Below are 22,871 nucleotides of genomic sequence, written 5' to 3' on the forward strand. Positions count from 1 at the left end.
TCTGGGCCCGTCCGTTCCAGACCCCGCATTCACTGGAGGTAGCGTGAGCCGTTTGTCCCCGCTTTTTGGTGCACAGTCGAGCCGGTTGTCCGCCGGCCTGGCCGCCACCGCCCTGGCGCTCACCGCGCTCGGCGCCACCGCCGCGAGCGCCGTACCGACCTCGACGGCAGCCGCCACCGAAGCCGGTCCGCTGATGAACTACGTGGTGAACACCAAGGCCTCGCCCGGTCACATCCGCAAGGTCGAGAACGCGGTCAAGGCCGCCGGCGGCAAGGTCCTGGTCTCGTACCGGCAGATCGGTGTCGTCGTCGCGCAGTCGACCAACCCCGACTTCAAGACCGCGATCAAGTCCGGCCGCGACGGCCGCGAGGTCCAGTCGGTCGGCGCCACCCGGACGGCGCCCGTCACCGACGGCGCCCCCGCGGCATCGGCTACCGCGGCCGGGGTCACTTCGTCCGACCTCGAGACCGCGACGGCTCCGGTGCCGGACCCGCGGGAGAGCGAGCAGTGGGACAACGCCCAGATCAAGGCTGACCAGGCCCACGCGATCACCGACGGCTCCCGCCGGGTGCTGGTCGGGATCAACGACAGCGGCGTCGACGACGCCCACCCGGACCTCGCACCGAACTTCGACGCAGCCGACTCGGTGAACTGCACGACCAACGGCGTCGCGAACCAGACGCCGGGCGGCTGGCGCCCGACCACCAGCGACCACGGCACGCACGTGGCCGGCACGGTCGCCGCGGCACGCAACGGCATCGGCATCGTCGGCGTCGCGCCGGGCGTCCGGATCGCCTCGGTCAAGGTCGTCAACGACAGCGGCTTCATCTACCCGGAGTACGCGATCTGCGGCTTCATCTGGTCGGCCGAGCGGCACATGGACGTCACCAACCACAGCTACTTCATCGACCCGTTCGAGTACTGGTGCAAGGACGGCGCCGACCAGGGCGCGGTCCAGGAAGCCGTCCGGCGTGCGGTGGCGTACTCGACCGGTCAGGGTGTGCTCGCGGTCGCGGCCGCCGGCAACTCGCGCTACGACCTGGCGAACAAGACCACCGACACCGGCAGCCCGAACGACTCGACCCCGGTCACCCGGACGATCGACAACAACTGCCTGAACATGCCGACCGAACTCCCGCACGTGATCACCGTGGCCGCGTTCCAGAAGGACGGCACCCGCGCCGACTTCTCCAACTTCGGCCTGAACAAGATCGACGTGACGGCGCCGGGCCGGACGATCCTGTCCACCCTGCCCGGCGGTGGCTACGGCACGAAGAGCGGTACGTCGATGGCCTCGCCGCACGTCGCCGGCGTCGCCGCACTGATGAAGTCGGCGCACCCGTGGTGGGGCCCGCTGCAAATGGAGGCCGCGCTGCGCAAGCAGGCCGACGACGTCGCCTGCCCGGCCGTCGCCGACGCCCGGTGCACCGGCACCACGGCGAACAACGCCTTCTTCGGTGAAGGCCTCGTCGACGCACTGGACGCGGTCAAGCGCGGCTGGTGACGCCCTGAGCAGAGTGGGGGTCTCCCGCCCGGGACCCCCACTCATTCAGGTCAGTCCAGACTGATCAGCACGATGCCGGCGACGACGACCGCGGCCGCAATCGCTCGCCGCGGCCCGAACCGCTCGCCGAAGAACACCGCGCCGATGACGGCGCCGAAGATGATGCTGGTCTCGCGCAATGCCGCGACCGCCGCCAGAGTGCCCCGGGTCTGCGCCCACAGCACCAGCCCGTAGGCCACCATCGACACTGCACCGCCCGCCACCCCGGACAGCACGGCTCGCCGCGGCTGCCGCAGTACGGCGGTCCCCCGCCAGGCGACCACGATCAGCGGCATCGCGAACCCCTGCAGCATGAAGACCCAGCCCATGTAGGTCAGCACCGGCATCTTGTGCACCGCGAGCCCGTCCACCACCGTGTACGCCGCGATCGTCAGCCCGGTGCCCGTCGCCGCCGCCAACGCCGGCACCTGCCGACGCCCGGGCCGCCCGATGAACACCAGCGCGATCAGCCCGGTCGACACCAGCAGTACGCCGACCAGTACGCCGGGCGCCAGCGTCTGCTGCAGCACCACGATCGACACCACCGCCACGACCCAGGGCGACGTACCGCGGGCCAGTGGATACATCTGACTGAACTGCCCCAAGTTGTACGACGCCACCAGCCCACCCAGGTAGACCAGGTGCAGGACGGTCGACGCCACGATGTATCCCCAGGTGTCCGATGGCGGCAAGCCCTGCTTGAGCACCATCAGCAGCCCGATCACCCCGGCCGTCAGCTCGAACAGCGCCAGGCCGGCCACCCGATCGACCGCTCCATGCGCCATCGCGTTCCACGTCGCATGCAACACCGCAGCCCCGAGCACCACCACCAGAACCAGCACAGCTCCACCTTCTCACGGCGCTGTGATTGGTCCGGACCATGTCAGGTGCAGGTGACCTCGGGGGTCAGCCAGTCGGCGTGGTCGTAGTCGGGGGAACCGGCGGTGTCCATGCGGAGTTCGAGGGTGGTGACGCCGGTGAGGTTGGCGGTGAGTTGGGTGACGCCGGCGGTGCCGACGGCGTCGGCTTGGGCGAGGCGGGTGCTGTCGCCCCAGATCTCGAAGTGCACCTGGCCGCGGTCGCCGACCTCGTCGTCGATACCGACGCCGGTGGTGAGGGTGGTGCACTTCTTGCCGAGGTGGTAGGTGACCGAGCTGTTGGCGTGACCGCCGAGGCCGGAGCCGTAGACGGTGCCGGCCACGGTCAGCGGGAGGCCGTCGCCGGCTGCCTGATCGCCGACGCTGCGGTTGCGCTCCATCGGGCCCCAGCTGTTGGTCATCGAGACCCACGGGCGGTCGGCGAGCCGTGACTTGCCTGCGGGCGGCGGCGTACCGACACAGGCGATCTCCGGGGCCAGCCAGTCGGCGTGGTCGAAGTCGGGCGAGTCCTTGGACTCGACGCGCAGCTCCACCACCTGTACGCCGGTGACGTTGGCAGTGAGCGTCGCCGCACCGCCTGCGCCGGTGGCGTCGGCCTGTGCCAGGCGGGTGCCGTCACCCCAGACCTCGAACCGTACGTCGCCCTTGTCGCCGACCTCGTCGTCGATACCGGCCTTCGCGGTCAGCTGGGTGCACTGCGCATCCAGGAAGTAGCCGACCCGGGAGGGCGAGTGCGTCCCGAGGCCCTTCGGGTAGACCGTTCCGGCGACCGTCAACGGCTTGCCGTCGCCGGCGGCCTGCTCACCGACGCTGGTGTTGCGCTCCACCGGTCCCCAGCCGTTCTCGGCGAAGGCCCAGGGCAGGTCGGAGAGCGTCGTACGGCCGATGGCCGGTGGATCGGCCACCGTGAAGCGGCCGACACCCGTGGCGGTCAGTGAGGTCCCGTTCCAGGTCCAGCTGGCACTGGTGGTCAGCGCGACCGGTCCGAGCGCGGACTGGTTCGTCGTCAAGTGCCAGGTCACCGAACCGGTCTGACCGGCTCCTACCGTGCCCACCTGAGTCGAGCCCTCCGGAGTGGCGGTCCACGTCGCCGGAACGGCCAGCGACAGCTGGGCGGCGGTCACCGCACTCGGTCCGTCGTTGTACAGCTTGGTTTGCACGTCAGCCCGGCCGGCAGCGGAGCTCACGTAGGGCTTCACCGGCACAGCTTCCGGCACCACCATCGGCGCAACATCAGCTGCAGCACCAGGAGTCACTCGGAACATCGCCGCGTCGTGTGCACCGACCTGCGCCCGCACATTTCCGGTAGATGCCCGAACAGCGTTGCTCCACAGCTCTTTCACCGTGTACGCCGATGCTGCGGGCAACCCGAGCGCGGATGCCGTCGTACCAATCGTGGCGCTGGTCGACGACCGATTGAGCAGTACGACGGCGGCCGAGCCGTCGGACAGCTTCTTCGACCACACCTCGACCTCACCGTCGTCCCGGAGCTTGGCGCCCTGCCGGCCGGCCCAGTCCTGGTTGACCGCTACAACATCGGGATCGGTGAGCAGGTCGCGGGTCGACGCAGGCATCGAGCGGAGGTCGTTACCCGCGATCAGCGGTGAGTTCATGATCGACCACAGGCTCATGTGCGCGCGGCTCTCGGCGTACGTGAGACCACTGTTGCCGACCTCGAGCATGTCCGGGTCGTTCCAGGCGTTCGGGCCGGAGTACTGCTCCAGTCCGACCTGCTGGTCGAGTAGCGACATCACACTGGACCAGTTGTTGGCGATGTCCCCGGTAGTGCGCCACATGTGGCCGCCGGCGTTGGCCGCCCAGAGCCATGGCTGGTTCGCACCCCACTCACAGATGCTGTAGAGGATCGGCCGGCCAGTGGCCTGCAATGCGTCGGCCATGGTCTTGTAGCGCGTGGTGGCCGGGATGCCGTTCTGCTCACCGCAGTTGTCGTACTTGAGCAGGTCAACGCCCCAGCTCGCCCAGGACTGCGCGTCGACAGTCTCGTGCCCAAGGCTGGCCGGAAGCCCTTGGCACGTGTGCGATCCGGCCGACGAGTAGATCCCGAGCTTGAGCCCCTTCGCGTGCACGTAGTCGGCGATCGCCTTGATGCCACTGGGGAACCGCGCCGGATCGGCCTGCAACCGCCCACCGGAGTCGCGCTGCGGCGCCATCCAGCAGTCGTCGATGTTCACGTACTCGTAGCCTGCCGCGGCCATCCCGGACGACACCATCGCGTCGGCCGTCTCGCGGATCAAACCCTCGCTGATGTTGCAGGCGAAGGTGTTCCAGCTGTTCCACCCCATCGGTGGCGTCGGCGCCAGGTCTGGCTTCGCCGTCGGCGCCGCCTGAACCGCGGTCGGCACACCGACGACACTCACAACGAGTGCAAGCAGAACAGCAGGCAGACCTCGGCGCATGGCGAACTCCATCCGTGGGTGGGGCGGCACTCACTGCGATGGAAAGTACACGGCTCGTCACGGGCCGACAAGACATGAAGCCCCAGAAACCAACACATTCGGCCACAACTGAAAGGCCCCGGCCACCAGGTCACTGGTCGCCGGGGCCTCGCAGCCAGCTCAGCTCAGGGTGAGGCCCGTGTCGTCGACGACGAACGAGGTCTGCAGCGAGCTGTCTTCGGTACCGGTGAAGGTGACGGTGAACGTCGTGCCCGCGAGGGACGAGACGTCCAGGGACCGCAGGGTGTACCCGGCGGCCTTGTTGAGGTTGGAGTACGTGGCCAGCGTGGTGGAGCCCGCCTTTACCGTCAGCTTGTCGTACTGGACCGTGGTGGTGGTCTCAGCCGAGTCGATGTGCAGGTAGAAGGACAGGGTTCCGTGGCAACCGGCCGGGATGGTGACGGACTGGCTCAGGGTGTCGGTGTGCGTCGTGCCGTAACCGTCGAGCCATGCCTTCTTCGCCCCACCGTGCGCCGGCTGGCTGGAGGAGCTGTCGATCACTCCGGCCGAAGCCGTCCACGGTGCCGCAGTGGCGGCCTCGAAGCCCGGGTTGCCGAGCAGTTGGCCGGTGCAGCCCCCACCGCCACCGGTGATGGTGAAGGTGAAGGAGGTGCTGCCGGATCCGCCGGCACTCGCGGTCGCGGTCGCCGTCACGTTGAAGGTTCCCGCGGCGGTCGGCGTACCGGAGATGGTGCCGGTCGAGGAGCCGATCGTGATGCCGCCCGGCAGGCCGGTGGCCGACCAGGTGTACGGCGCGGTGCCGCCGGTGGCCGACAGCGTGAACGACGCGATCGCCGTACCGACGACGCCGGACTTGTTGCCCGGGTTGCCGACGGTGACGCCACCGCTGACGCTGCAGGTCGGGTCGGCCGTCTGCGCCGGAACGCTGACCGCGTCCCACGCCGCCTTGACGGTGTTGAACTCGGTGCAGCTGCCCGGGTACAGGTTCTTGGCCGCGGTCAGCGTCCAGGTGCGGTACTTCAGGTACGAGCTGCTGCTCGTCTTCATCAGCATCGCGTTGTACATGATCTTGATGGCCTTCTGGATGCCCAGACCGGTTACCGTCGAGCTGTTACAGGTCGGCACGTTCGGGTTGCCGCCACTGCCCTGGGAAAGCAGCGTGAACCAGTGGTTGCCGGGTCCGGCCGCCGCGTGCACCTCGGTGCCCGGGATCGAGCTCGAGTAGCAGTTGGGGTCGCCGAGCGCCGACGGGTTGTACATGTTCCGGATCGGGCCCTGGCCGACCAGGTTGACCTCTTCGCCGACCAGGAAGTCCGGCGGGTCGTACGACGCGCCCTGGTTGCTGTAGAACTCGGTGGCCGCGCCGAACGTGTCGGCGACGAACTCCTGCGTTCCCGATCCCGAGATGCCACCCGGGGTGTGGTCGTCGATACCGTGGCCCATCTCGTGCGCCAGTACGTCGATCGAACCGATCCAGGCACCGGCGGTGTTCTTGCCGATCTGAACCTGCGAACCGTCGTAGTAGGCGTTCTGGTCGTTCAGGCCGACGCGGATCGGCCAGGCGCCGCCGTTGCCGTCCATGCCGTTGCGCCCGAGCCAGTCGGTGAGCATCTTCTTCTCGGTCTGCGCGGCGAAGAGCGCGTCGACACAGCCGGTTTCCTTGCTCGTGCCGACCCCGTTGCCCCAGACGTCGTCCGGACCGGAGAACGTGGTGTTGTTCGCCGCGTCCTGGCAGGACAGGTTGGTGGTCCCGGGGTCCTTCATGCTGTACGTGCTGCCGGACTGCGTCGTTGCCAAAGGCAACGGAGCGGGCCCGCTGTAGACGCCGGTGCCGGTGCCGGCCATCACGTGCTCCTTGGTACCGAGCACCTTGCCGCTGATGGCGTCGACGTACACGGACAGGCTCGACGGCTCGTGACCGTTGCTGCCGGTGACGCGGGACTGCCACGCCAGCCTGGGCGTGCTCCCGAGTGCGTAGACGGCGAGCGTCGGCGTGGTACTGGCGGTGACCTTCTTGAGCTGCTTGGTCGCCGTCGCCTTGGCCGTCGCGGCGCTGATGGCGGACTTGGTCGAGAGGTCGGGGACGGCCGTGGTCTGCGCGACCGAGGTGGCCTTGACCGCGCCCTGGGCGTCGGTGACGACGACGAAGTCACCGCCGATGACCGGCAGGCCCTTGAACGTGCGCTCGTACGGGACGTACTGCAGCCCGGACGGGTCGGAGATGACCGGCTTGGCGACGAAACTGTCGCCCTTGCCGGCGTGGAGCACGGCGGGACGGGCCGCCACCACCGACGACGCGGTCTGGGCCGCGAACGTCTTCGACTGGGCCTGTGACGGCCGCGGCGGAGGTGCCGCACTCGGCACGGCGTTGACGGCCGTGGTCCCCAGCGCAGCAGCGGTGGCTACTGAGAGGCCGAGGATCGCGAGAACGGTGGCGGGCTTACGGGAATGCTGCAACAAGACCATCGTGTGGTCCCTTCGCGAAGTGGTGCTGGGCGGATCGCGCAACGCCGGGCCTGCAGACAGGCGCACCAACTCTGTCCGGACCGCTCCGGCTCCCCACCCGGCGTCCTGCCCCTCCCGTTCCATTCATCACCGATGGAGCGCGCGGACGGACACTATGCCGGGGAAATTTCCTCGGCAAGGCGCGGAAATGCCGCTGGCACCAACACGCCAAGTGGCCACGTTGTCACCCTCCGGACATCGCTTTCCGCACCACCTTGGACAGAACAAACCGCCGACGGAAATCCGTCGGCGGTCGGTCCTGCCCGCGGTCTAGAACATCAAGGCCCGGGCGGGGTCCTCGAGGATGCTCGCCACGTCGGCGAGGAAGGTGGAACCCTTCTCGCCGTCGATGAGGCGGTGGTCGAAGGAGAGCGCCAGCGTGGTGATCCAGCGCGGGACGATCTCGTCGTTGACGACCCAGGGCATCTTCCGGACCGCGCCGAAGGCCAGGATGGCGGCTTCGCCGGGGTTGATGATCGGCGTGCCCGCGTCGACGCCGAAGACGCCGACGTTGGTGATCGTGAAGGAGCCGCCGGCCTGGTCGGCCGGTGAGGTCTTGCCTTCGCGGGCGGTGGCGACGAGTTGCCCCAGTGCCGCGCAGAGCTCCGGCAAGGTCATCGTGTCGGCGTTCTTGATGTTCGGGACGATCAGCCCGCGCGGGGTGGCCGCGGCGATGCCGAGGTTGACCGCGCCCTTGTAGACGATCTCCTGCGCCTGCTCGTCCCAGGCCGCGTTGATGACCGGCGTACGGCGGGCGGCCAGCGTGACGGCCTTCGCCACGATCAGCAGCGGCGAGACTCGGAGGTCGCGGAACGCCTTGTCCTTCTTGAGCCGCTCGACGAGCTCCATGGTGGCGCTGACGTCGACGGTGATCCACTCGGTGACGTGCGGCGCACTGAAGGCACTGGCCACCATCGCCTGCGCCATCACCTTCTGCACACCCTTGACCGGCACCCGGGTGTCGCCGCGCCCACTCACCACCGGCGCAGCCTCGTACGCCGGTGCTGCCGGAGCAGTCACGTGGTTCTCCACGTCGGCGCGCGTGATCACGCCACCCGGACCGGAAGCCGTCACCGCGGCGAGGTCGATCCCCAGGTCCTTGGCCAGCTTCCGCACCGGCGGTTTCGCCAGCACATGCACGGATCCGGAGGTTTCATTGCTCTGAGCAACGACCGGCTCGGGCTCCGGAACAACCGCTGCCGGTGCTGCGGCCGCGGCCGGCGCCGGACCACCCTTGCGCGCGCGGCGCTTGGCTTCGGTGGCTCGCGGCCCGTAGCCGACCAGGTTCGCCGTACGGCCGGTGTCGGCAGGCTCGTCCGGCGTAGCAGCAGGCTCCGGCGCGTCGGTCAGTACGGCGATGATCGGCGTACCGACGTCGACCGTCTCACCCTCGGGCACCAGCAGTTCGTGCACCGTGCCGGCGAACGGAACCGGAAGCTCGACCAGCGACTTGGCGGTCTCGATCTCGACGATGGTGTCGTTGAGCTTGACCGTGTCGCCGGGCTTGACCTTCCAGCTGACGATCTCGGCCTCGACCAGACCTTCGCCCACATCGGGGAGGTTGAAGCGCTGAATGGCCATCAGTACTCCATCACCCGGTCGACACCGTCGAGCACCCGGTCCAGGTCGGGCAGGTACTCCTCCTCCATCCGCGACGGCGGGTAGGGGGTGTCGTACCCGGTGACGCGCAGGACCGGCGCCTCGAGGTGGTAGAAGCACTCCTCGGTCACCCGGGCCGCGATCTCCGAGCCGGGACCGAACGAGAGCGTGGCCTCGTGCACCACGACCGCCCGCCGGGTCTTCTTCACCGAGGCGAAGATCGTCTCCAGGTCGAACGGCGAGATGCTGCGCAGGTCCACGACCTCCAGGTTGCGCCCGTCCTCGGCCGCGACCTCGGCGGCCTGCAGGCAGGTCTTCACCATCGGCCCGTAACAGAACAGCGTGGCGTCGGTGCCCTCGCGGGCCACCTTCGCCTTGTGCAGCGGCAAGGCGGGCGGGACGGACTCGTCCAGCTCGGCCTTCTCGTGGTAGCGCCGCTTCGGCTCGAAGAAGACGACCGGGTCGTCGGAGGAGATCGCCTGCTGGATCATCCAGTACGCGTCGACCGGGTCGCCGCAGGTCACCACCTTGAGGCCGTTCACGTGCGCGAACAGCGTCTCCGGCGACTCCGAGTGGTGCTCGACCGCGCCGATGCCGCCGCCGTACGGGATCCGGATCACGACGGGCATCTTGATCTTGCCCATCGACCGGTAGTGCATCTTCGCGACCTGGTTGATGATCTGGTCGTACGCCGGGAAGACGAACCCGTCGAACTGGATCTCACAGACCGGCCGGTAGCCGCGCAGCGCCAGGCCGACGGCGGTCCCGATGATCCCGGACTCGGCGAGCGGGGTGTCGATCACCCGGTCCTCGCCGAAGTCCTTCTGCAGACCTTCGGTAATCCGGAAAACCCCACCGAGCTTGCCGATGTCCTCGCCCATCATGACGACCTTGGGGTCGGCCTCCATCGCGGCCCGCAGACCGGCGTTGATGGCCTTGCCGAGAGTGATCTTCGCCATCGCTCAGCCCTCCCCTTCGAACGACGCCGCGTAGGCGGCGAACTGGTCGCGCTGCTCGGCCAGCTGTGGCGTCTCCTCGACGTACACGTGCTGGAAGAAGTCGGTCAGCGTCGGGTCCGGCAGCGCCAGGCAGCCGGCCCGCAGTTCGGCCGCGACCTTGTCCGCCTCGGCGTCGACCTCGTCGAAGAAGTCGTGGTCGACGCCCGCGTGCCTACTCAGGTAGGCGTGCACCCGCTCGATCGGGTCCTTGAGCTTCCAGTGCTCGAGGTCCTCGGACAGCCGGTACTTCGTCGGGTCGTCGGAGGTGGTGTGCGCACCCATCCGGTAGGTGTAGGCCTCGATCAGCGTCGGGCCGCTGCCCTCACGGGCCCGCTTCAGCGCCTGCTGGGTGACGGCGTACGTCGCGAGGACGTCGTTGCCGTCGACGCGGATGCCGGGGAAACCGAAACCGGCGGCGCGCTGGTACAGCGGGATCCGGGTCTGCCGTTCGATCGGCTCCGAGATCGCCCACTGGTTGTTCTGGCAGAAGAAGACGACCGGAGCGTTGAAGACCGAGGCGTAGATGAAGGCCTCGTTCACGTCGCCCTGGCTGCTGGCGCCGTCGCCGAAGTACGCGATCGTCGCCTCGCCCTCGTCGGCGTCGCCGACGGCGTGGTCCCGCTGCTGACCCATCGCGTAGCCGGTCGCGTGCAGCGTCTGGGCGCCGATGACGATCGTGTAGAGCGCGAAGTTGTTGTCCTTCGGATCCCACGCGCCCTGGTCGACACCGCGGAACAGACCGAGCAGGTTCAGCGGGTTGACGCCCTGACAGAAGGCGACGCCGTGCTCGCGGTAGGTCGGGAAGACCATGTCCTTCTTGTTCAGTGCGCGGCCGGAGCCGATCTGCGCGGCCTCCTGGCCGAGCAACGACGCCCACAGACCGAGCTCACCCTGCCGCTGCAGGGCGGTCGCCTCGGCATCGATGCGGCGAACCAGGGTCATGTCCCGGTAGAAGCCCTTGATGGCCTCGTCGTCCAGGTCGAAGGAGTAGTCCGGGTTCTCGACGCGCTCACCTTCGGGCGTCAGAAGCTGGACGAACTCGACTTCCTCGGGCGGCTGGGACGGGCTGACCGGCACCTCGACGGGTGCGAACACTTCCGGGGGAGTCCCCGGCACCGACTCACTCACATGCACTCCTCGGGTTCGAGCGCGGGATCGCCGCGACCGCAACGTTGCACGGGCCCGGCCTTTCCGCCGGGTGAGGCTTCGCAGGCAGGACCGCATGGATCCAGGGGTTGATGCACACCACTTGCCGCACACCGTACCGAGCAGGTGCCTGATGCGCTAACAGTCTGGACGCTCGTGGGTACGCCGGTACCCAAATCGGTCTCGACACGAGACACCAGTCCACCCACTGGTCAGGTTTTTGGCCTCTCCCAGCGCCCGCTGAGCGTGAACCGGACGCATGTGACATGCGCCACCCGTCGTTTGCCCCTGGCAGGAAAACCCTTGCGGATGGCAGCAACACTCCTTGCACTCGCCGCAGGCGACCTTTAGCGTAAGCAACGTCTCTGCAAGACACTCCTGACTCACCCCGGAGGCGCCCCGATGACCGCTACCGCTCCCGTCGCCACCGGGCGCCGGACCGCGTCCAGCGCGATGATCTGGTCCGCGCTGGCGATCGTGTACGTCGTCTGGGGCTCCACCTACCTCGGGATCCGGGTCGTGGTGGAGGCGGAGATCCCGCCGATGCTCGGGATGGCGAGCCGCTTCCTGGTCGCCGGCGCCCTGCTGGCCGCGATCCTCGCCCTGAAGTCCGGCTGGCGCCGGTTGCGGATCACCCGCCGCGAGGCGTTCGGCGCCGTCGTGGTCGGCCTCCTCTTACTTGCCTTCGGCAACGGCGCGGTCGCGATCGCGGAACAGACCGTGCCGTCCGGGCTCGCCGCACTCCTGGTCGCCGCGACTCCGCTGTGGCTGATGGCCCTGCGCGTCGGCGGCGGCGAGCGCCCGCGCGCACTGACCTGGCTCGGCGTGCTGATCGGGTTCGCCGGCGTCGCCGTACTGGCGTTGTCCGGCGGCGACACCTCCGCGAAGCCGCTCTCGATCGCCCTGATCGTGCTCGGCACGATTTCCTGGGCGACCGGCTCCCGCTTCTCGCCACGCCTCGGCCTGCCGAAGGATCCGCTGGTGACGGCTCTCTACGAGATGCTCTTCGGCGGTACGGCGATGGTCCTGCTCGGCGTGCTCCGCGGTGAGCCCGGGCAGTTGCACCTCGACCGGATCCACGGCAGCGGCTGGTTCGCGCTCGGCTACCTGATCCTGTTCGGGTCGCTGCTGGCCTACTCGGCGTACTCGTACTTGTTGGCGAACGCGCCGATCTCGCTGATCAGTACCTACGCCTACGTGAACCCGGCGGTCGCCGTACTGCTCGGGTGGCTGATCCTGAGCGAGCCGCTGACCTGGAAGATCCTGGCCGGCGGCGCGGTGATCATCTGCGGGGTGGCGCTGGTGGTGTCGGCAGAAAGGAAGAACCCGGGCCCCTGAGGACCCGGGTCTCCCACCGCTGCCGATGCGCGCGGCAGCGGGCATGAGTTGCCGGGCAGCGCGCGCCCTGCCCCGAAAAAACACGGCGCGAAACCCCGGCAATAGTTCCGACGATTTCCGATTCATCGTGGTATCGCCATTCGACGGCCACCGAGCCCATCGACGACAATCGTCCGAATCACCGAACTTTTCCGTCACCCGCGCTGACTCAACGACGGACCCATCCACTGGTTACGGCCGACCCCGATACAACTTCCTTGCGGTCTCGCGACCGTCACTCAAGAGGAAAACTGCCTGGTCAGAGGCCAGTTCGCTGCCGCGTCAAGAATCTCATCACTTGTCGGCTATGGATCCGGGTGAAGTTCAGGCGGGATGTCAATAGCTGACAAAAAAGTTTGTAACCGCTCGTGCCAGGTGTCGTTACCCACTAAGACGATCCCGTCAAACCCGAAAGGAAACCTGGCACAATGCAGGTAACTCGTAAGATCGCCGCCGCCGCGGCCGTGGCGACTGTCGCCACCCTCGGCCTGGCCACCGTCGTGAGCGCCAACGTTCTCGACGACACCCAGAAGAAGGCTGAGGTCGGCGGTCTGGCCGACGCGGCGTCGGTCGCCTCCAAGGGCTACGCCAAGGGTGGCAAGCACTGGTACTTCGTGAAGCGTGACGGCGGCCTCGTGGGCGTCGACGGCAACGCGGTCGGCCCGTTCCAGGCCTGCCACAACCAGGGCTCGGTCGCCGGCATCGGTGCCGCGGGCAACGCCGACGACATCCTCGCCATCATCGGCTGGGACAACAACGGCAACACCGCCACCGCCGTCAAGACCTGCGAGCAGAGCACCTCGCAGAACAACGGCAAGCGTTGGTACCGCGCGGACGGCGACCTGATCTCCGTCTCGGACAACAGCGTTGGCCCGTTCCAGGCCTGCCACAACGACCTCGCGGTCGCCGGCATCGGCGCTGCGGGTTCCGTCGGCACCATCGCCGGCATCCTGGGCTTCGACAACAACGCGAACGCTCTGGACTCGCTGAAGACCTGCGAGCAGGAGACGTCGCAGAACAACGGCTGACCTTCTCCCTGGTCAGTGATGCAGGACCCGAAAGAGTCACCTCGGTGGGGTGACTGATCGGAAGCAGTATCCGCGGTGCCGGGAGCAAGCCTCACTCCTCCCGGCACCGCACTTTCTTTCCCGGCCCTTGTCCCAGCGAGGGCCGGTTCTTTTTTGTCCTACTTCTTCCAGGCGCAGGCGACGGCGAGGAACAGGTCGTTCGCCTCGCGTTCGCCGATGCTCACCCGGACGCCGTCACCCGGGAAGGGGCGGATCGACACCCCTTCGGCCTGGACCGCCGCGGTGAAGTCGAGCGTCTCCTCGCCGAGCTCCAGCCAGACGAAGTTGGTCTGCGTGTCCGGCACCCGCCAGCCCGCGGCCCGCAGCGCCTCGACCACCCGGGTCCGCTCGCTCACCAGCTCCTCGACCCGGGCGAGCAGTTCGTCCTCCGCTCGCAGCGAGGCGAGCGCGGCGGCCTGCGCGACGTGGCTGACTCCGAACGGCAGCGCACACTTGCGGATCGCCGTCACCACCTGCGGGTGGCCGATCGCGTAGCCGATCCGGAAACCGGCCAGGCCGTAGGCCTTCGAGAACGTCCGAAGTACGACGACGTTCGGGTGGTCGCGGTAGACCTCGACCCCGTCGATGACCTCGGGGTCCCGAACGAATTCGCGGTACGCCTCGTCGAGCACGATCAGCACGTCGGACGGGACTGCTTCGACGAACGCCAGCAGCTCGTCACGATGCACGGCCGGTCCGGTCGGGTTGTTCGGCGTACAGACCAGGACGACCTTCGTCCGGTCGGTGATCGCCGCCTCCATCGCCTTGAAGTCGTGCCGGGCGTCCTCGGTCAACGGGACCTGCACCGACGTCGCCCCGGTCAGCTGAACCGCGATCGGGTACGCCTCGAACGAGCGCCAGGCGTAGACCACCTCGTCGCCCTGCGTCACCGCCGCCTGCAGCAAGTGGTAGAGCAGCGCGACCGACCCGGTGGCGACGGCCAGGTCGTCGACCGGCACCTTGAACCGCTCCGCCAGCGTCTCGAGCAGCTCGACCGCACCCATGTCCGGGTAGCGGTTCATCTGCTGCGCCGCCTCGGTCGCGGCCGCCAGCACGCCTGGCAACGGCGGATACGGGTTCTCGTTGCTGGACAACTTGTACGACGGCCGGCCGTCGGAGGTCGCGGGCGGACGACCCGGCTTGTAAGCCGCGACATCGTCCAGGCACCCGCGGAAACGCACGCCTGAGTCAGGAGTCATAGCCGCAGGTTAGTCCTGACACCCGGCTCCGGCCAGACCCCGCCGGGCAGTGTGACGAGCGCCCTGCCGAGCCGTGTTGCGCGGACGAACGGTTGCCTGCACACTGACTGATTGTCGGACAATCAGGAAATCTGGGAGGGGTTCATGGGACAGCCGCTGGAGTGGGGTCGCCGCTATCTGATGGTCCGCCCGGACCACTTCCGGATCGACTACGTGATCAACCCGTACATGTCGACGCAGGACCAGCCGGACGCCGAACTGGCCCTGAAGCAGTGGGACGCGTTGCGGCAGGCGATCGTCGACGCCGGCGGCGAGGTCGAGGTGCTGGCGCAGCGTCAGGACTCCCCCGACATGGTCTACGCGATGAACCTCGGGCTGGCCACGGCCGACGGCCGGGCGATGCTCTCGCACATGCGCTTCGAGCCCCGGCGCAAGGAGTCGCTGTCCGCGACCGACTGGTTCACCGGCCATGGCTTCGACCTCGGCCGGACCGGCACCGAGGGTGTCGGCCCGCACTTCGAGTCCGGCGACGCGTTCGTGTTCGGTGACAGCCTGGTCGTCGGCTACGGCCCCCGCACCGAGGGCGAGGCGCTCAAGCACCTGGCCACCGAGTGGGATATCCGGGTCCGCGGCCTGCGGATCGCGCACGAGGGGATGTACCACCTCGACCTGCCGTTCTGCCCGGTCGACAGTACGACGGCGATGATCTACCCGCCGGCGTTCGACGCCGCGAGCCAGGCCGAGCTGGCCGGGATCGTGCCGGACCCGATCGTGCTCACCGACGAGGAGGCGTTCGCGTTCAGCGGCAACTCGCTGGTGGTGAACGAGACGATCATCATGCCGGCCTGCTCACCGCGGCTGCGCGAGATCCTCACCGGTCTCGGCCTGCGGGTGGTGCTGGTCGACCTGACTGAGTTCCACAAGGGCGGCGGCTCGGCCCGCTGCCTGACCAACCCGCTCGACTTCCCGCTGACGGCGATCAGCACGCCCGGCGGGGAGCTGCACCTCCCGGCCTGAGCCCTACTTCGTGGTCGTGTAGATGATGTCCAGGGTGGCGGGATCCGTCCCGTCCTCCTGGATCCACTGCAGGGCCTTCGTCTTCCCGTCCGCCGTCCAGGTCTCGATCGTCACCGAGATCGCCTCCGGGTTCCTCGGGTCGGACTTCGAGGACGTGTAGTTCACCTCGTAGCCGGCGCCGATGTACGGCAGCCGGCCGAGGATCGGGTACTTCTGCATCAGCCGCGCCTGCGTCTGGTCGTACTGGCGGCCGGCCTCGGCCTCCAGCTCACGCTCCTGCTCGGGGTTGTTCCGGGCCCAGTCGCGGCCCTCGCTGCTGTTCGCGTAGAGGTACATCTTGACCTTGAGCTCGTCGCCGCTGCCGGCCTGGAACGTCGTCGAGTAGCTCTGGAAGCCGCGCCGCTCACCGGTCAGCGTGTGGGTGCCGGACTTGACCTTGATCTCGCCGTTGGCGACGACGACCGGTTGCCCGTCCACCGTCAGCGTCTGGTCGTTCGGGATCGGGGTGACGATCAGCGTCGCGCCCTTGTCCCGGAAGAGCAGGAAGGTGCCGACCAGGACGATCACGACGCCGAGCACGACCGCGCCCAGCACCAGCGGCCGCCGGTTCTCGTAGTCCATCCGCTGCTCCTCCTCAGGCCTTCTTGTCCGGGGTCGACCCCGGCGCGCTCTTCAGCCGGAAGACCCAGAACTGCCCACCGACGTCGTACAGGTGACCGGCCTCCGGTACGTGACCGTACAGCGAGGCGGCGGCCGCGTTGTAGCCCTGCCCCTTCGCGCCCCACGGACCGACGTACAGGTAGGTGTGACCGGGACCGTTGAGGATGTCGCCGGGCTTCATGCCGCCCGGCGGCACCGCGTGCCAGTAGTCGTACTTCCCCGAGTTCTTCATGTAGTCGAACTGCACGCCGGTCGACACCTGCGGGAACTTCGGGTCCGCTCCGCTCATGTGCATCACCGTCGCGACGAACCGCCCGCAGTCGGTGTAGGCGCGCTCACCGTTCGGGTCGTTGTACTTCTTCATCGCGGCCACGTACTCCGGCTTGGCCACGGTGGCGTCGGTCGCGTTCGTCCCGCGGCCGTTGTGTCCCGCGGTGTCCCAGGCCAGGTTCATCGCCACGGCGGCGATGTTCCCGCTGCCGGCCGCGCAGGCGGTGGCCGGGCCCGACCCCGGTACGCCGGTGCCGCCGCCGTACAGGTCGAAGACCTTGCGGGCCGAGGTCTTGCGGACCGCGTACGTCGGGGCGTTCGGGTTCTCGTGGCCGGCGAACCGCTCGTAGTAGTGGCCGAACGCGTAGGCGGCTTCCTCCGGGGTCTTCGCCCGGCGCAGACCGTCACCGGCCGGCTTCTCCGGCGACGGCGTCTCACCGACGAGCTGCCGGCGCAGGAAGTTCAGCTGGTAGGCCAGCGTTTCGATCTCCTCGTACGGAACGCCGGCCTTGCGCGAGCTCGTGATCAGCTTCCCGGCCGGTGTCCACTGCACGATGCCCCAGCCGAGCGAGCTGCCCTCGGCGTCAGTGGCCTTGGTCTTGACGGTCTCGGCGGTGTTCTGCAGCCGCATCGGCTTCACCGCGGACTCGTGGATCATGTTGCCGACGATGCCGGCGGCCTGCTCCTTGGAGTAGCCGTTGGCGACAAAGAAGTTGAAGGCCTGCTGCTGCTCGTTGCTGCCGACCAGCGGACCCCCGCCGCACCCGCAACCGCCACCGCTGCCGCCGTCGGAGGACGCCGGCGTATCGCCGAACGAGTCCTTCTTGGGGTCGGTGTTGACGAGCTTGCCGTCACCCTTCTGGTCGACCCAGAGCTCGAAGTGCAGGTGCTCGCCGTCGGAGCCGTGCTCCTCGTCACCGGATCCCGACGTCCCGATCTCCTGGCCGCGGGTCACCTGGTCCCCGACCTTGACCGGCATGTCGTGGAAGTACTGGTAGTGGAACTCGACGCCCTTCTGGTGCCGGATCCAGATCTGGTTGTCGGCGTTCTTGATCACCTCGCCGCTCTCGACGGCGTAGACCTTGCTCTTCTCGTCGACGTCGAAGTCCATGCCCTGGTGGTCGTCGGACCAGCCCTCGTCGACCTCTTTGCGGTCGGTCGGCCAGGAGAACGCCGTGGTAGCGCCGCCGGAGGGACCGCCGCAGTCGGCCGCGTTCGCGTCCGGAAGGCTCATCAGGCTGCCGATGATCAGGGCGATCACGATCACGATGGGCAGCACGAACACCGCCAGCACGCCGCCGAAGATCAGGGGTGCCTTGCTCTCCATCCTGCTCTCCTTGCTGCGTGTCGGGGCGGCAACTCCACAGCAGATCTTCTCTCAGATCGAGGTCATCGTGTCGAGAGTTATCCACAGGTTGCCGCCGGAGCCGTGCCGGACGCGACAACGACGGCCGATTGGAAGAGAATCTTCCTATGTACGAACGGCTGCGGGTAGACCGCTCGACCACCGTGGACCGGGTGGTCGACGCGCTCCGCTCCGCGTTGTTCGCCGGCGACCTCGAACCCGGTACGCCGTTGCGCGAGCAACCGCTGGCCGAGGCGCTCGGCGTCGCCCGCAGTACCGTCCGTGAGGCGATGACGATGCTGGTCACCGAGGGCCTCGCGATCCGCGAGCCGAACAAGGGCGTCAGCGTCGCGATCCTGCACCCGGCGGCGGTGGCCGACATCTGCAACGCCCGGTTCGTGCTGGAGTCGGCCGGTATCCGTGCCTGGTTCGACGCCGACGACGAGGCTCGGGAGGCAGTCCGCCAGGCGATGCGCACCTTCGCCGCGACCGCCCAGGACGGCGCCGACCCCGAGGCGATGACCGAGACCCACTTGGCCATTCACCGCAGCCTGGTCGCCCTGACCGGTAGCGAGCGGCTGATCGCCACTCAGGACTCGATCACCGGCGAGGCCCGGCTGGCGCTGGCCCGCGTGGACGCGCTCCGCCAGGACGCCCGCCAGCAGGTCGCTTCGCACCGCAAGCTGATCCGGTTCCTCGAGCGCGGCGAGCTCGACGAGTGCGTCGAAGAGCTCCGCCGCCACCTGGCCGGGGCCGAGGAGTCCCTCCTCGAGGCCATCGCGACACCGCCGAGCTGAGTCAGCTCGGGTCGGCCCAATCGGTGTTCGGGAGCAGCGGGTACCAGTCGGGCCGGGCCGGATCGCGGTCGTACGGGTAGTTGCCGAGCTCGCGGTACAGTGCGGCGTACTCGGCGAGCTTGTCGCGGTCGAGCTCGATCCCGAGTCCGGGCGCGTCCGGGACCGCGATCGCACCGTCGACGTACGGAAGCTTGCCTCCGGCAATGATGTCGTCGCGCAGGTGGTGGTAGTGCGCGTCCGCGGCGAACGACAGGTTCGGTACGACGGCGCCCAGGTGCAGCATCGTCGCGAGCTGGATGCCGAGCTCACCGGACGAGTGCACGGCCACGCCGAGCTGGAAGGTCTCGCAGACGCCGGCCGCCTTGACGCAGGCCCGGATCCCGCCCCAGAAGGTGGTGTCGAGCAGGATGACGTCGACCGCCGGGTTGAGCACGTTGGCGGCCAGCTGCTCGAAGTTCACCACCACGGTGTTGGTGGACAGTGGGATGCGACTGTTCGCGCGGACGCGGCGCATGCCGTTCAGGCCCCAGGTGGGGTCTTCGAGATAGTCGTTGTCGAGATCCTCGATGCCGCGGGCGAACCGGATCGCCTCCTCGACGCCGTACGCGCCGTTGGGGTCGAAGCGGAGGCGATGACCGGGGAACGCCTCGGCGAGCGCCCGGTAGCAGTCGCGCTCATAGTCCGGCGAGAAGACGCCACCCTTGAGCTTGTGCACGCTGAAACCGTGCTGATCGACCAACTCTCGTGCGTGCGCAACGAGCTGGTCAGCCGTCCGGATCTCGCCGCTGCCGTCGTCGTTGGGGTGCCGGAAGAACAGATAGCTCGCGAACGGCACTCGGTCACGCACCTTGCCGCCCAGCAACTCGTGCACCGGGACGCCGAGCGCCCGCCCTTGCAGGTCGAGACAGGCGAACTCGATTGCTGCCAGCAACTGTGTGCGGTTGTTGTAGAGACTCGCGGTCGGGTTGGCGATCATCCAGCGCAGCGCTTCGGTCCGCGCCGGGTCGTGGCCGACCAGATACGACTTCAGACCGGCGATGGCGGCCTCCGCACTCTGCCCGCCGCCACCTAGCTCGCCCAGCCCGATCAGACCGTTGTCCGCCTCGACCTCAACCACAGTCCGGACGAACCGCCCCCAGTGCGCGCCGTTGCTGTGCCGCAGTGGCGCCTCGAGCGGCACAGTCACCGTAGTGGCGCGAATATCGACGATCTTCACGGCAGCGCCGTCCTTTCAGTGCTTGGAGATCGCGGCCAGGACTCCATCCAGATGCGCCCGCGCCAACCGCTCGGCCAGTACGGCGTCGCCGTCCCGGACCGCGGTCAGAATCGCCTGGTGCTCGGCGAGGTCGGCTTCGCGGTCGCCGTGGATGTGCAGAATCGCCAGCTGCTCGCGCACGTTCACCACCGTCACCGACGCGACCACCTCGGCCAGGATCGCGTTGCCGGTCGCCTGCGCCAGCGTCCGGTGGAAGTCCATGTTGGTGGCAGCCAAGCGTTCGTGATCACCAGAGCCGATCAGCTCGGCCGCTCTGTCGAGCTGTGCCTCCAGCTGCTCCAGATCGGCTTCGCTGCGCGCACCGGCGGCCACTGCGGCGATCGGCGGCTCAATCAGCGCTCTCGCCTGCACCAGCTCGACCAGCCGCTCGGCTGTCGGCTTGAGCGCGAGGGGGTTCGCCAGCACGAGCCTTCCGACGTTCGGGCCGACGTACACGCCGGAGCCGTGCCGGAGCTCCACGGCACCGGTCGCCTCCAGCCGGCGCAGCGCCTCCCGGATCGTCGGTACTGCGACCTGCAACCGCGCGGCCAGCGATCGCACCGACTCGAACGGCTCGCCGGGAGCGAGCCTTCGCTCGGCGATCGAGTCCAGCATCGAGGCGGCCAGATCGTCGAGCAGGCTCCGGCGGATCACGGCAGGCATGAATTGATCTGATCACTTGGTCATTTTCGTGTCAAGAGATCAGGGATCGCTCAGGGCGTGTACCGAGCGTGCGGCGCGGAGCGGAGTGGAAGGATCAGAGCATGAAGAACATGATCATCAGGCTGCTCGCCAATGCGGTCGCCCTGGCCATCGCGGCCTGGCTCGTCGGCGGGATCACCCTCGAGGGCGCCACCAGGGGCAAACAGATCGTCACGCTGCTGATCGTCGCGGCGATCTTCGGCATCGTGAACGCGGTGGTGAAGCCGATCGTCAAGCTGGTCTCGCTGCCGCTGCTGATCCTGACGCTGGGGCTGCTCACCTTCGTCATCAACGCCGCGATGCTCGCGCTCACCTCGTGGATCACCGGCAAGCTCGACGTCCAGTTCCACGTCGACGGCTTCTGGTCCGCGCTGTTCGGCGCTCTGATCATCAGCGTCGTCGGCATGATCATCAACGTGATCCTCCCCGACAAGGCAGAACTGCGCTGAGGTACGTCGAAGTCGTGTGCACCGGCAACATCTGCCGGTCACCGATCGGCGAGGTCGTGCTGCGCGCCAAGCTGGCCGAGGCCGGGATCGACGACGTGATCGTCACGAGCTCCGGCACCGGCGGCTGGCACGAGGGCGACCCGATGGACCCACGCGCGGCCGCGGCACTCCACCGCCGCGGGTACGACGGTCGCTCGCACCGCGCCCGTGAGTTCCGGCGCGAGTGGTTCGCCGACCGGCATTTCGTCCTCGCGATGGACACGGGACACCTGGCGGCACTGACCCGGCAGGCGCGCGGGCGCGTCGACGTACCGATCGAACTCTTCGCGGAGGCCGACGTACCGGACCCGTACTACGGGGAGGACGCCGGCTTCGACGACGTACTGGAGCAGATCGAGAAGGCGGCCGACCGCTGGGTCGACCGCCTCCGCAGCTAGGACTGACCGATGGTGGTCTTGAGCTCGACGAACCAGTCGACGGTCGGGTCGAACTCCTTACCACCGGCGATCCGCGGGAACTCGATCGCCCGCAGCTCGTCGCCGCGCTCCTCGTCGTGGCCGACGACGCCGCTCTCACCGCGCAGCGCGGCGTCGACCGCGAAGTCGGTGCACTCCTTGATGAGCGCCAGGTCGGCGTCGTTCGCGGCGGCCGAACGGCTGAAGTAGCCGCTCTTCTGCACCATCGTCTTCTCGGCGCCGATCCGCTCCGCGAACTGCTTGGCGAACCAGGCGCCCGGGTTGATCGTGTCCAGCTTGACGTGCCCGAACGGGTCCCGGCCGACCTCCTCGCCGCGCGCCTCCAGCTCGGCCACGATCGACGGCACACCAGCGCCCTCGGACAGGAAGATCGTCACGCAGTCGTTCTCGTCCATCACCTTGCGCAGGCGCTCGGCCTCGGCGTCCAGATCGATGGTTGCCTCCGGCACGTACACCGCATGCACGTCCCAGCTCGACTCGTCCAGCCCGATGCCGGGGTTCCACTCCTGCTGGTCCAGCCAGTCGCGGTAGGCCTTCGCCGTCGCCGCGGTCAGCCAGCCACAGTTGCGGCCCATGACCTCGTGGACGATCAGCATCCGCGGGTTCGAGCTGTGCTCGGCGACCACGTTGCGGGCGAACAGCGCGCCCTGCTCGGCCGCGGTCCACGCGCCCAGGCTCTGCCGGATCGGGATCACGTCGTTGTCGATGGTCTTCGGCAGGCCGACCACGGTCAGGTCGTAGTCGTGCTCCTGCAGGTACGCCGCCAGGTCCGCCGCGGTCGTGTTGGTGTCGTCGCCGCCGATCGTGTGCAGTACGTCGACACCGTCGGCCACCAGCCGCTCGGCCGCCACCTGCAGCGCGTTCTGGCCCTCGGCGATCAGACCGCGCTTGACCAGGTCGGCGGTGTTGGTCAGCTTGACCCGGCTGTTCCCGATCGGGCTACCGCCGAACTTGTGCAGCAGCGCCGCCTTCTCCCGCACCTCGGGCGTGACGACGACGTGCCGGCCGCTGAGCAGGCCGTGGTACCCGTTCAGGTAGCCGATGATCTCCACATCGGGCGCCACTTCGGTGTAGCGCTCGATCAGCCCGCCGACGGCGGACGACAGGCACGGCGCGAGGCCGCCGGCGGTGAGCAGGGCAACTCTGCGGACAGACTTGTCGGCAGCCATGG

Annotated in this window: 19 protein-coding genes; 7 read left to right on the forward strand and 12 right to left on the reverse strand. The window is 68.4% G+C overall.

Annotation, left to right across the window (positions count from 1 at the left end; all coding sequences use genetic code 11):
• The first annotated feature begins 43 nt into the window (after positions 1-43).
• On the forward strand, positions 44-1,504 hold the full coding sequence (locus ABZS29_RS09030) for a S8 family serine peptidase (RefSeq protein ID WP_355459990.1): 1,461 nt from the start codon (positions 44-46) through the stop codon (positions 1,502-1,504).
• A gap of 50 nt (positions 1,505-1,554) precedes the next feature.
• On the opposite strand, the gene ABZS29_RS09035 is transcribed toward ABZS29_RS09030, so the two are convergent.
• The 6 genes from ABZS29_RS09035 to pdhA all read right to left on the reverse strand — a co-directional run bounded on the left by ABZS29_RS09035 (position 1,555) and on the right by pdhA (position 11,017).
• A complete protein-coding gene (locus ABZS29_RS09035; protein WP_355459992.1) occupies positions 1,555-2,385 on the reverse strand; it encodes an EamA family transporter in 831 nt (276 codons plus the stop codon).
• A gap of 41 nt (positions 2,386-2,426) precedes the next feature.
• Entirely contained in the window at positions 2,427-4,838 is a 2,412-nt protein-coding gene (locus tag ABZS29_RS09040; protein ID WP_355459993.1) for an NPCBM/NEW2 domain-containing protein, read from the reverse strand.
• Positions 4,839-4,997: 159 nt separating this feature from the next.
• On the reverse strand, positions 4,998-7,304 hold the full coding sequence (locus ABZS29_RS09045) for a M4 family metallopeptidase (RefSeq protein ID WP_355459995.1): 2,307 nt from the start codon (positions 7,302-7,304) through the stop codon (positions 4,998-5,000).
• A gap of 309 nt (positions 7,305-7,613) precedes the next feature.
• Positions 7,614-8,924 carry a dihydrolipoamide acetyltransferase family protein gene (locus tag ABZS29_RS09050; protein ID WP_355459997.1) on the reverse strand — a complete coding sequence of 437 codons (1,311 nt, stop codon included), beginning with the start codon at positions 8,922-8,924 and terminating at the stop codon, positions 7,614-7,616.
• Positions 8,924-9,901 (reverse strand): alpha-ketoacid dehydrogenase subunit beta, encoded by a 978-nt coding sequence (locus ABZS29_RS09055; protein ID WP_355459998.1) that lies wholly within the window; start codon positions 9,899-9,901, stop codon positions 8,924-8,926. The genes ABZS29_RS09050 and ABZS29_RS09055 overlap by 1 nt, the downstream gene beginning before the upstream one ends.
• A 3-nt stretch (positions 9,902-9,904) precedes the next feature.
• Entirely contained in the window at positions 9,905-11,017 is a 1,113-nt protein-coding gene (gene pdhA, locus ABZS29_RS09060; RefSeq protein WP_355460846.1) for a pyruvate dehydrogenase (acetyl-transferring) E1 component subunit alpha, read from the reverse strand.
• A 471-nt stretch (positions 11,018-11,488) separates the two neighbouring features.
• Between pdhA and ABZS29_RS09065 the strand changes: the two genes are divergently transcribed.
• On the forward strand, positions 11,489-12,424 hold the full coding sequence (locus ABZS29_RS09065; RefSeq protein WP_355460000.1) for an EamA family transporter: 936 nt from the start codon (positions 11,489-11,491) through the stop codon (positions 12,422-12,424).
• 467 nt (positions 12,425-12,891) lie between these two features.
• Positions 12,892-13,491, forward strand: coding sequence for a hypothetical protein (locus ABZS29_RS09070; RefSeq protein WP_355460001.1), 600 nt, complete (start codon positions 12,892-12,894; stop codon positions 13,489-13,491).
• A 158-nt stretch (positions 13,492-13,649) separates the two neighbouring features.
• Here ABZS29_RS09070 and hisC read toward each other — a convergent pair whose 3' ends face one another.
• Positions 13,650-14,729 carry a histidinol-phosphate transaminase gene (gene hisC / locus ABZS29_RS09075; protein ID WP_355460003.1) on the reverse strand — a complete coding sequence of 360 codons (1,080 nt, stop codon included), beginning with the start codon at positions 14,727-14,729 and terminating at the stop codon, positions 13,650-13,652.
• Positions 14,730-14,873: 144 nt separating this feature from the next.
• Between hisC and ABZS29_RS09080 the strand changes: the two genes are divergently transcribed.
• The gene (locus ABZS29_RS09080; RefSeq protein WP_355460004.1) at positions 14,874-15,746 is read left to right on the forward strand and encodes an arginine deiminase-related protein; all 873 of its coding nucleotides are present in this window, start codon (positions 14,874-14,876) and stop codon (positions 15,744-15,746) included.
• A gap of 3 nt (positions 15,747-15,749) precedes the next feature.
• Here ABZS29_RS09080 and ABZS29_RS09085 read toward each other — a convergent pair whose 3' ends face one another.
• On the reverse strand, positions 15,750-16,367 hold the full coding sequence (locus ABZS29_RS09085) for a PEGA domain-containing protein (protein ID WP_355460006.1): 618 nt from the start codon (positions 16,365-16,367) through the stop codon (positions 15,750-15,752).
• 13 nt (positions 16,368-16,380) lie between these two features.
• A complete protein-coding gene (locus ABZS29_RS09090) occupies positions 16,381-18,003 on the reverse strand; it encodes a phage tail tip lysozyme (RefSeq protein WP_355460008.1) in 1,623 nt (540 codons plus the stop codon).
• A 146-nt stretch (positions 18,004-18,149) separates the two neighbouring features.
• On the opposite strand from ABZS29_RS09090, the gene ABZS29_RS09095 reads away from it, so the two are divergent.
• Positions 18,150-18,818 (forward strand): GntR family transcriptional regulator, encoded by a 669-nt coding sequence (locus ABZS29_RS09095; protein WP_355460009.1) that lies wholly within the window; start codon positions 18,150-18,152, stop codon positions 18,816-18,818.
• Position 18,819: 1 nt separating this feature from the next.
• Here ABZS29_RS09095 and ABZS29_RS09100 read toward each other — a convergent pair whose 3' ends face one another.
• Positions 18,820-20,034: an enolase C-terminal domain-like protein gene (locus ABZS29_RS09100; RefSeq protein WP_355460011.1), complete on the reverse strand. Its 1,215-nt coding sequence runs from the start codon at positions 20,032-20,034 to the stop codon at positions 18,820-18,822.
• A 15-nt stretch (positions 20,035-20,049) separates the two neighbouring features.
• Positions 20,050-20,736 carry an FCD domain-containing protein gene (locus ABZS29_RS09105; protein WP_355460013.1) on the reverse strand — a complete coding sequence of 229 codons (687 nt, stop codon included), beginning with the start codon at positions 20,734-20,736 and terminating at the stop codon, positions 20,050-20,052.
• Positions 20,737-20,837: 101 nt separating this feature from the next.
• On the opposite strand from ABZS29_RS09105, the gene ABZS29_RS09110 reads away from it, so the two are divergent.
• Both ABZS29_RS09110 and ABZS29_RS09115 read left to right on the forward strand, forming a co-directional pair.
• Positions 20,838-21,224 carry a phage holin family protein gene (locus ABZS29_RS09110; protein ID WP_355460015.1) on the forward strand — a complete coding sequence of 129 codons (387 nt, stop codon included), beginning with the start codon at positions 20,838-20,840 and terminating at the stop codon, positions 21,222-21,224.
• 14 nt (positions 21,225-21,238) lie between these two features.
• Positions 21,239-21,661: a low molecular weight protein-tyrosine-phosphatase gene (locus ABZS29_RS09115; RefSeq protein WP_355460016.1), complete on the forward strand. Its 423-nt coding sequence runs from the start codon at positions 21,239-21,241 to the stop codon at positions 21,659-21,661.
• On the opposite strand, the gene ABZS29_RS09120 is transcribed toward ABZS29_RS09115, so the two are convergent.
• Positions 21,658-22,869 (reverse strand): pyrophosphate--fructose-6-phosphate 1-phosphotransferase, encoded by a 1,212-nt coding sequence (locus ABZS29_RS09120; protein ID WP_355460018.1) that lies wholly within the window; start codon positions 22,867-22,869, stop codon positions 21,658-21,660. The two genes, ABZS29_RS09115 and ABZS29_RS09120, sit on opposite strands and share 4 nt — an antisense overlap.
• Positions 22,870-22,871 lie beyond the last annotated feature (2 nt).

Origin of the sequence: Kribbella sp. NPDC005582, assembly GCF_040605415.1 — a bacterium.
Lineage (GTDB): Bacteria > Actinomycetota > Actinomycetes > Propionibacteriales > Kribbellaceae > Kribbella.

Coding starts and splice junctions, on each gene's coding strand:
- ABZS29_RS09040 (WP_355459993.1), bottom strand. CDS start 4,838: ATGCGCCGAGGTCTGCCTGCTGTTCTGCTTGCACTCGTTGTGAGTGTC.
- ABZS29_RS09045 (WP_355459995.1), bottom strand. CDS start 7,304: ATGGTCTTGTTGCAGCATTCCCGTAAGCCCGCCACCGTTCTCGCGATC.
- ABZS29_RS09050 (WP_355459997.1), bottom strand. CDS start 8,924: ATGGCCATTCAGCGCTTCAACCTCCCCGATGTGGGCGAAGGTCTGGTC.
- ABZS29_RS09055 (WP_355459998.1), bottom strand. CDS start 9,901: ATGGCGAAGATCACTCTCGGCAAGGCCATCAACGCCGGTCTGCGGGCC.
- ABZS29_RS09065 (WP_355460000.1), top strand. CDS start 11,489: ATGACCGCTACCGCTCCCGTCGCCACCGGGCGCCGGACCGCGTCCAGC.
- ABZS29_RS09070 (WP_355460001.1), top strand. CDS start 12,892: ATGCAGGTAACTCGTAAGATCGCCGCCGCCGCGGCCGTGGCGACTGTC.
- hisC (WP_355460003.1), bottom strand. CDS start 14,729: ATGACTCCTGACTCAGGCGTGCGTTTCCGCGGGTGCCTGGACGATGTC.
- ABZS29_RS09080 (WP_355460004.1), top strand. CDS start 14,874: ATGGGACAGCCGCTGGAGTGGGGTCGCCGCTATCTGATGGTCCGCCCG.
- ABZS29_RS09085 (WP_355460006.1), bottom strand. CDS start 16,367: ATGGACTACGAGAACCGGCGGCCGCTGGTGCTGGGCGCGGTCGTGCTC.
- ABZS29_RS09090 (WP_355460008.1), bottom strand. CDS start 18,003: ATGGAGAGCAAGGCACCCCTGATCTTCGGCGGCGTGCTGGCGGTGTTC.
- ABZS29_RS09095 (WP_355460009.1), top strand. CDS start 18,150: ATGTACGAACGGCTGCGGGTAGACCGCTCGACCACCGTGGACCGGGTG.
- ABZS29_RS09105 (WP_355460013.1), bottom strand. CDS start 20,736: ATGCCTGCCGTGATCCGCCGGAGCCTGCTCGACGATCTGGCCGCCTCG.
- ABZS29_RS09110 (WP_355460015.1), top strand. CDS start 20,838: ATGAAGAACATGATCATCAGGCTGCTCGCCAATGCGGTCGCCCTGGCC.
- ABZS29_RS09120 (WP_355460018.1), bottom strand. CDS start 22,869: ATGGCTGCCGACAAGTCTGTCCGCAGAGTTGCCCTGCTCACCGCCGGC.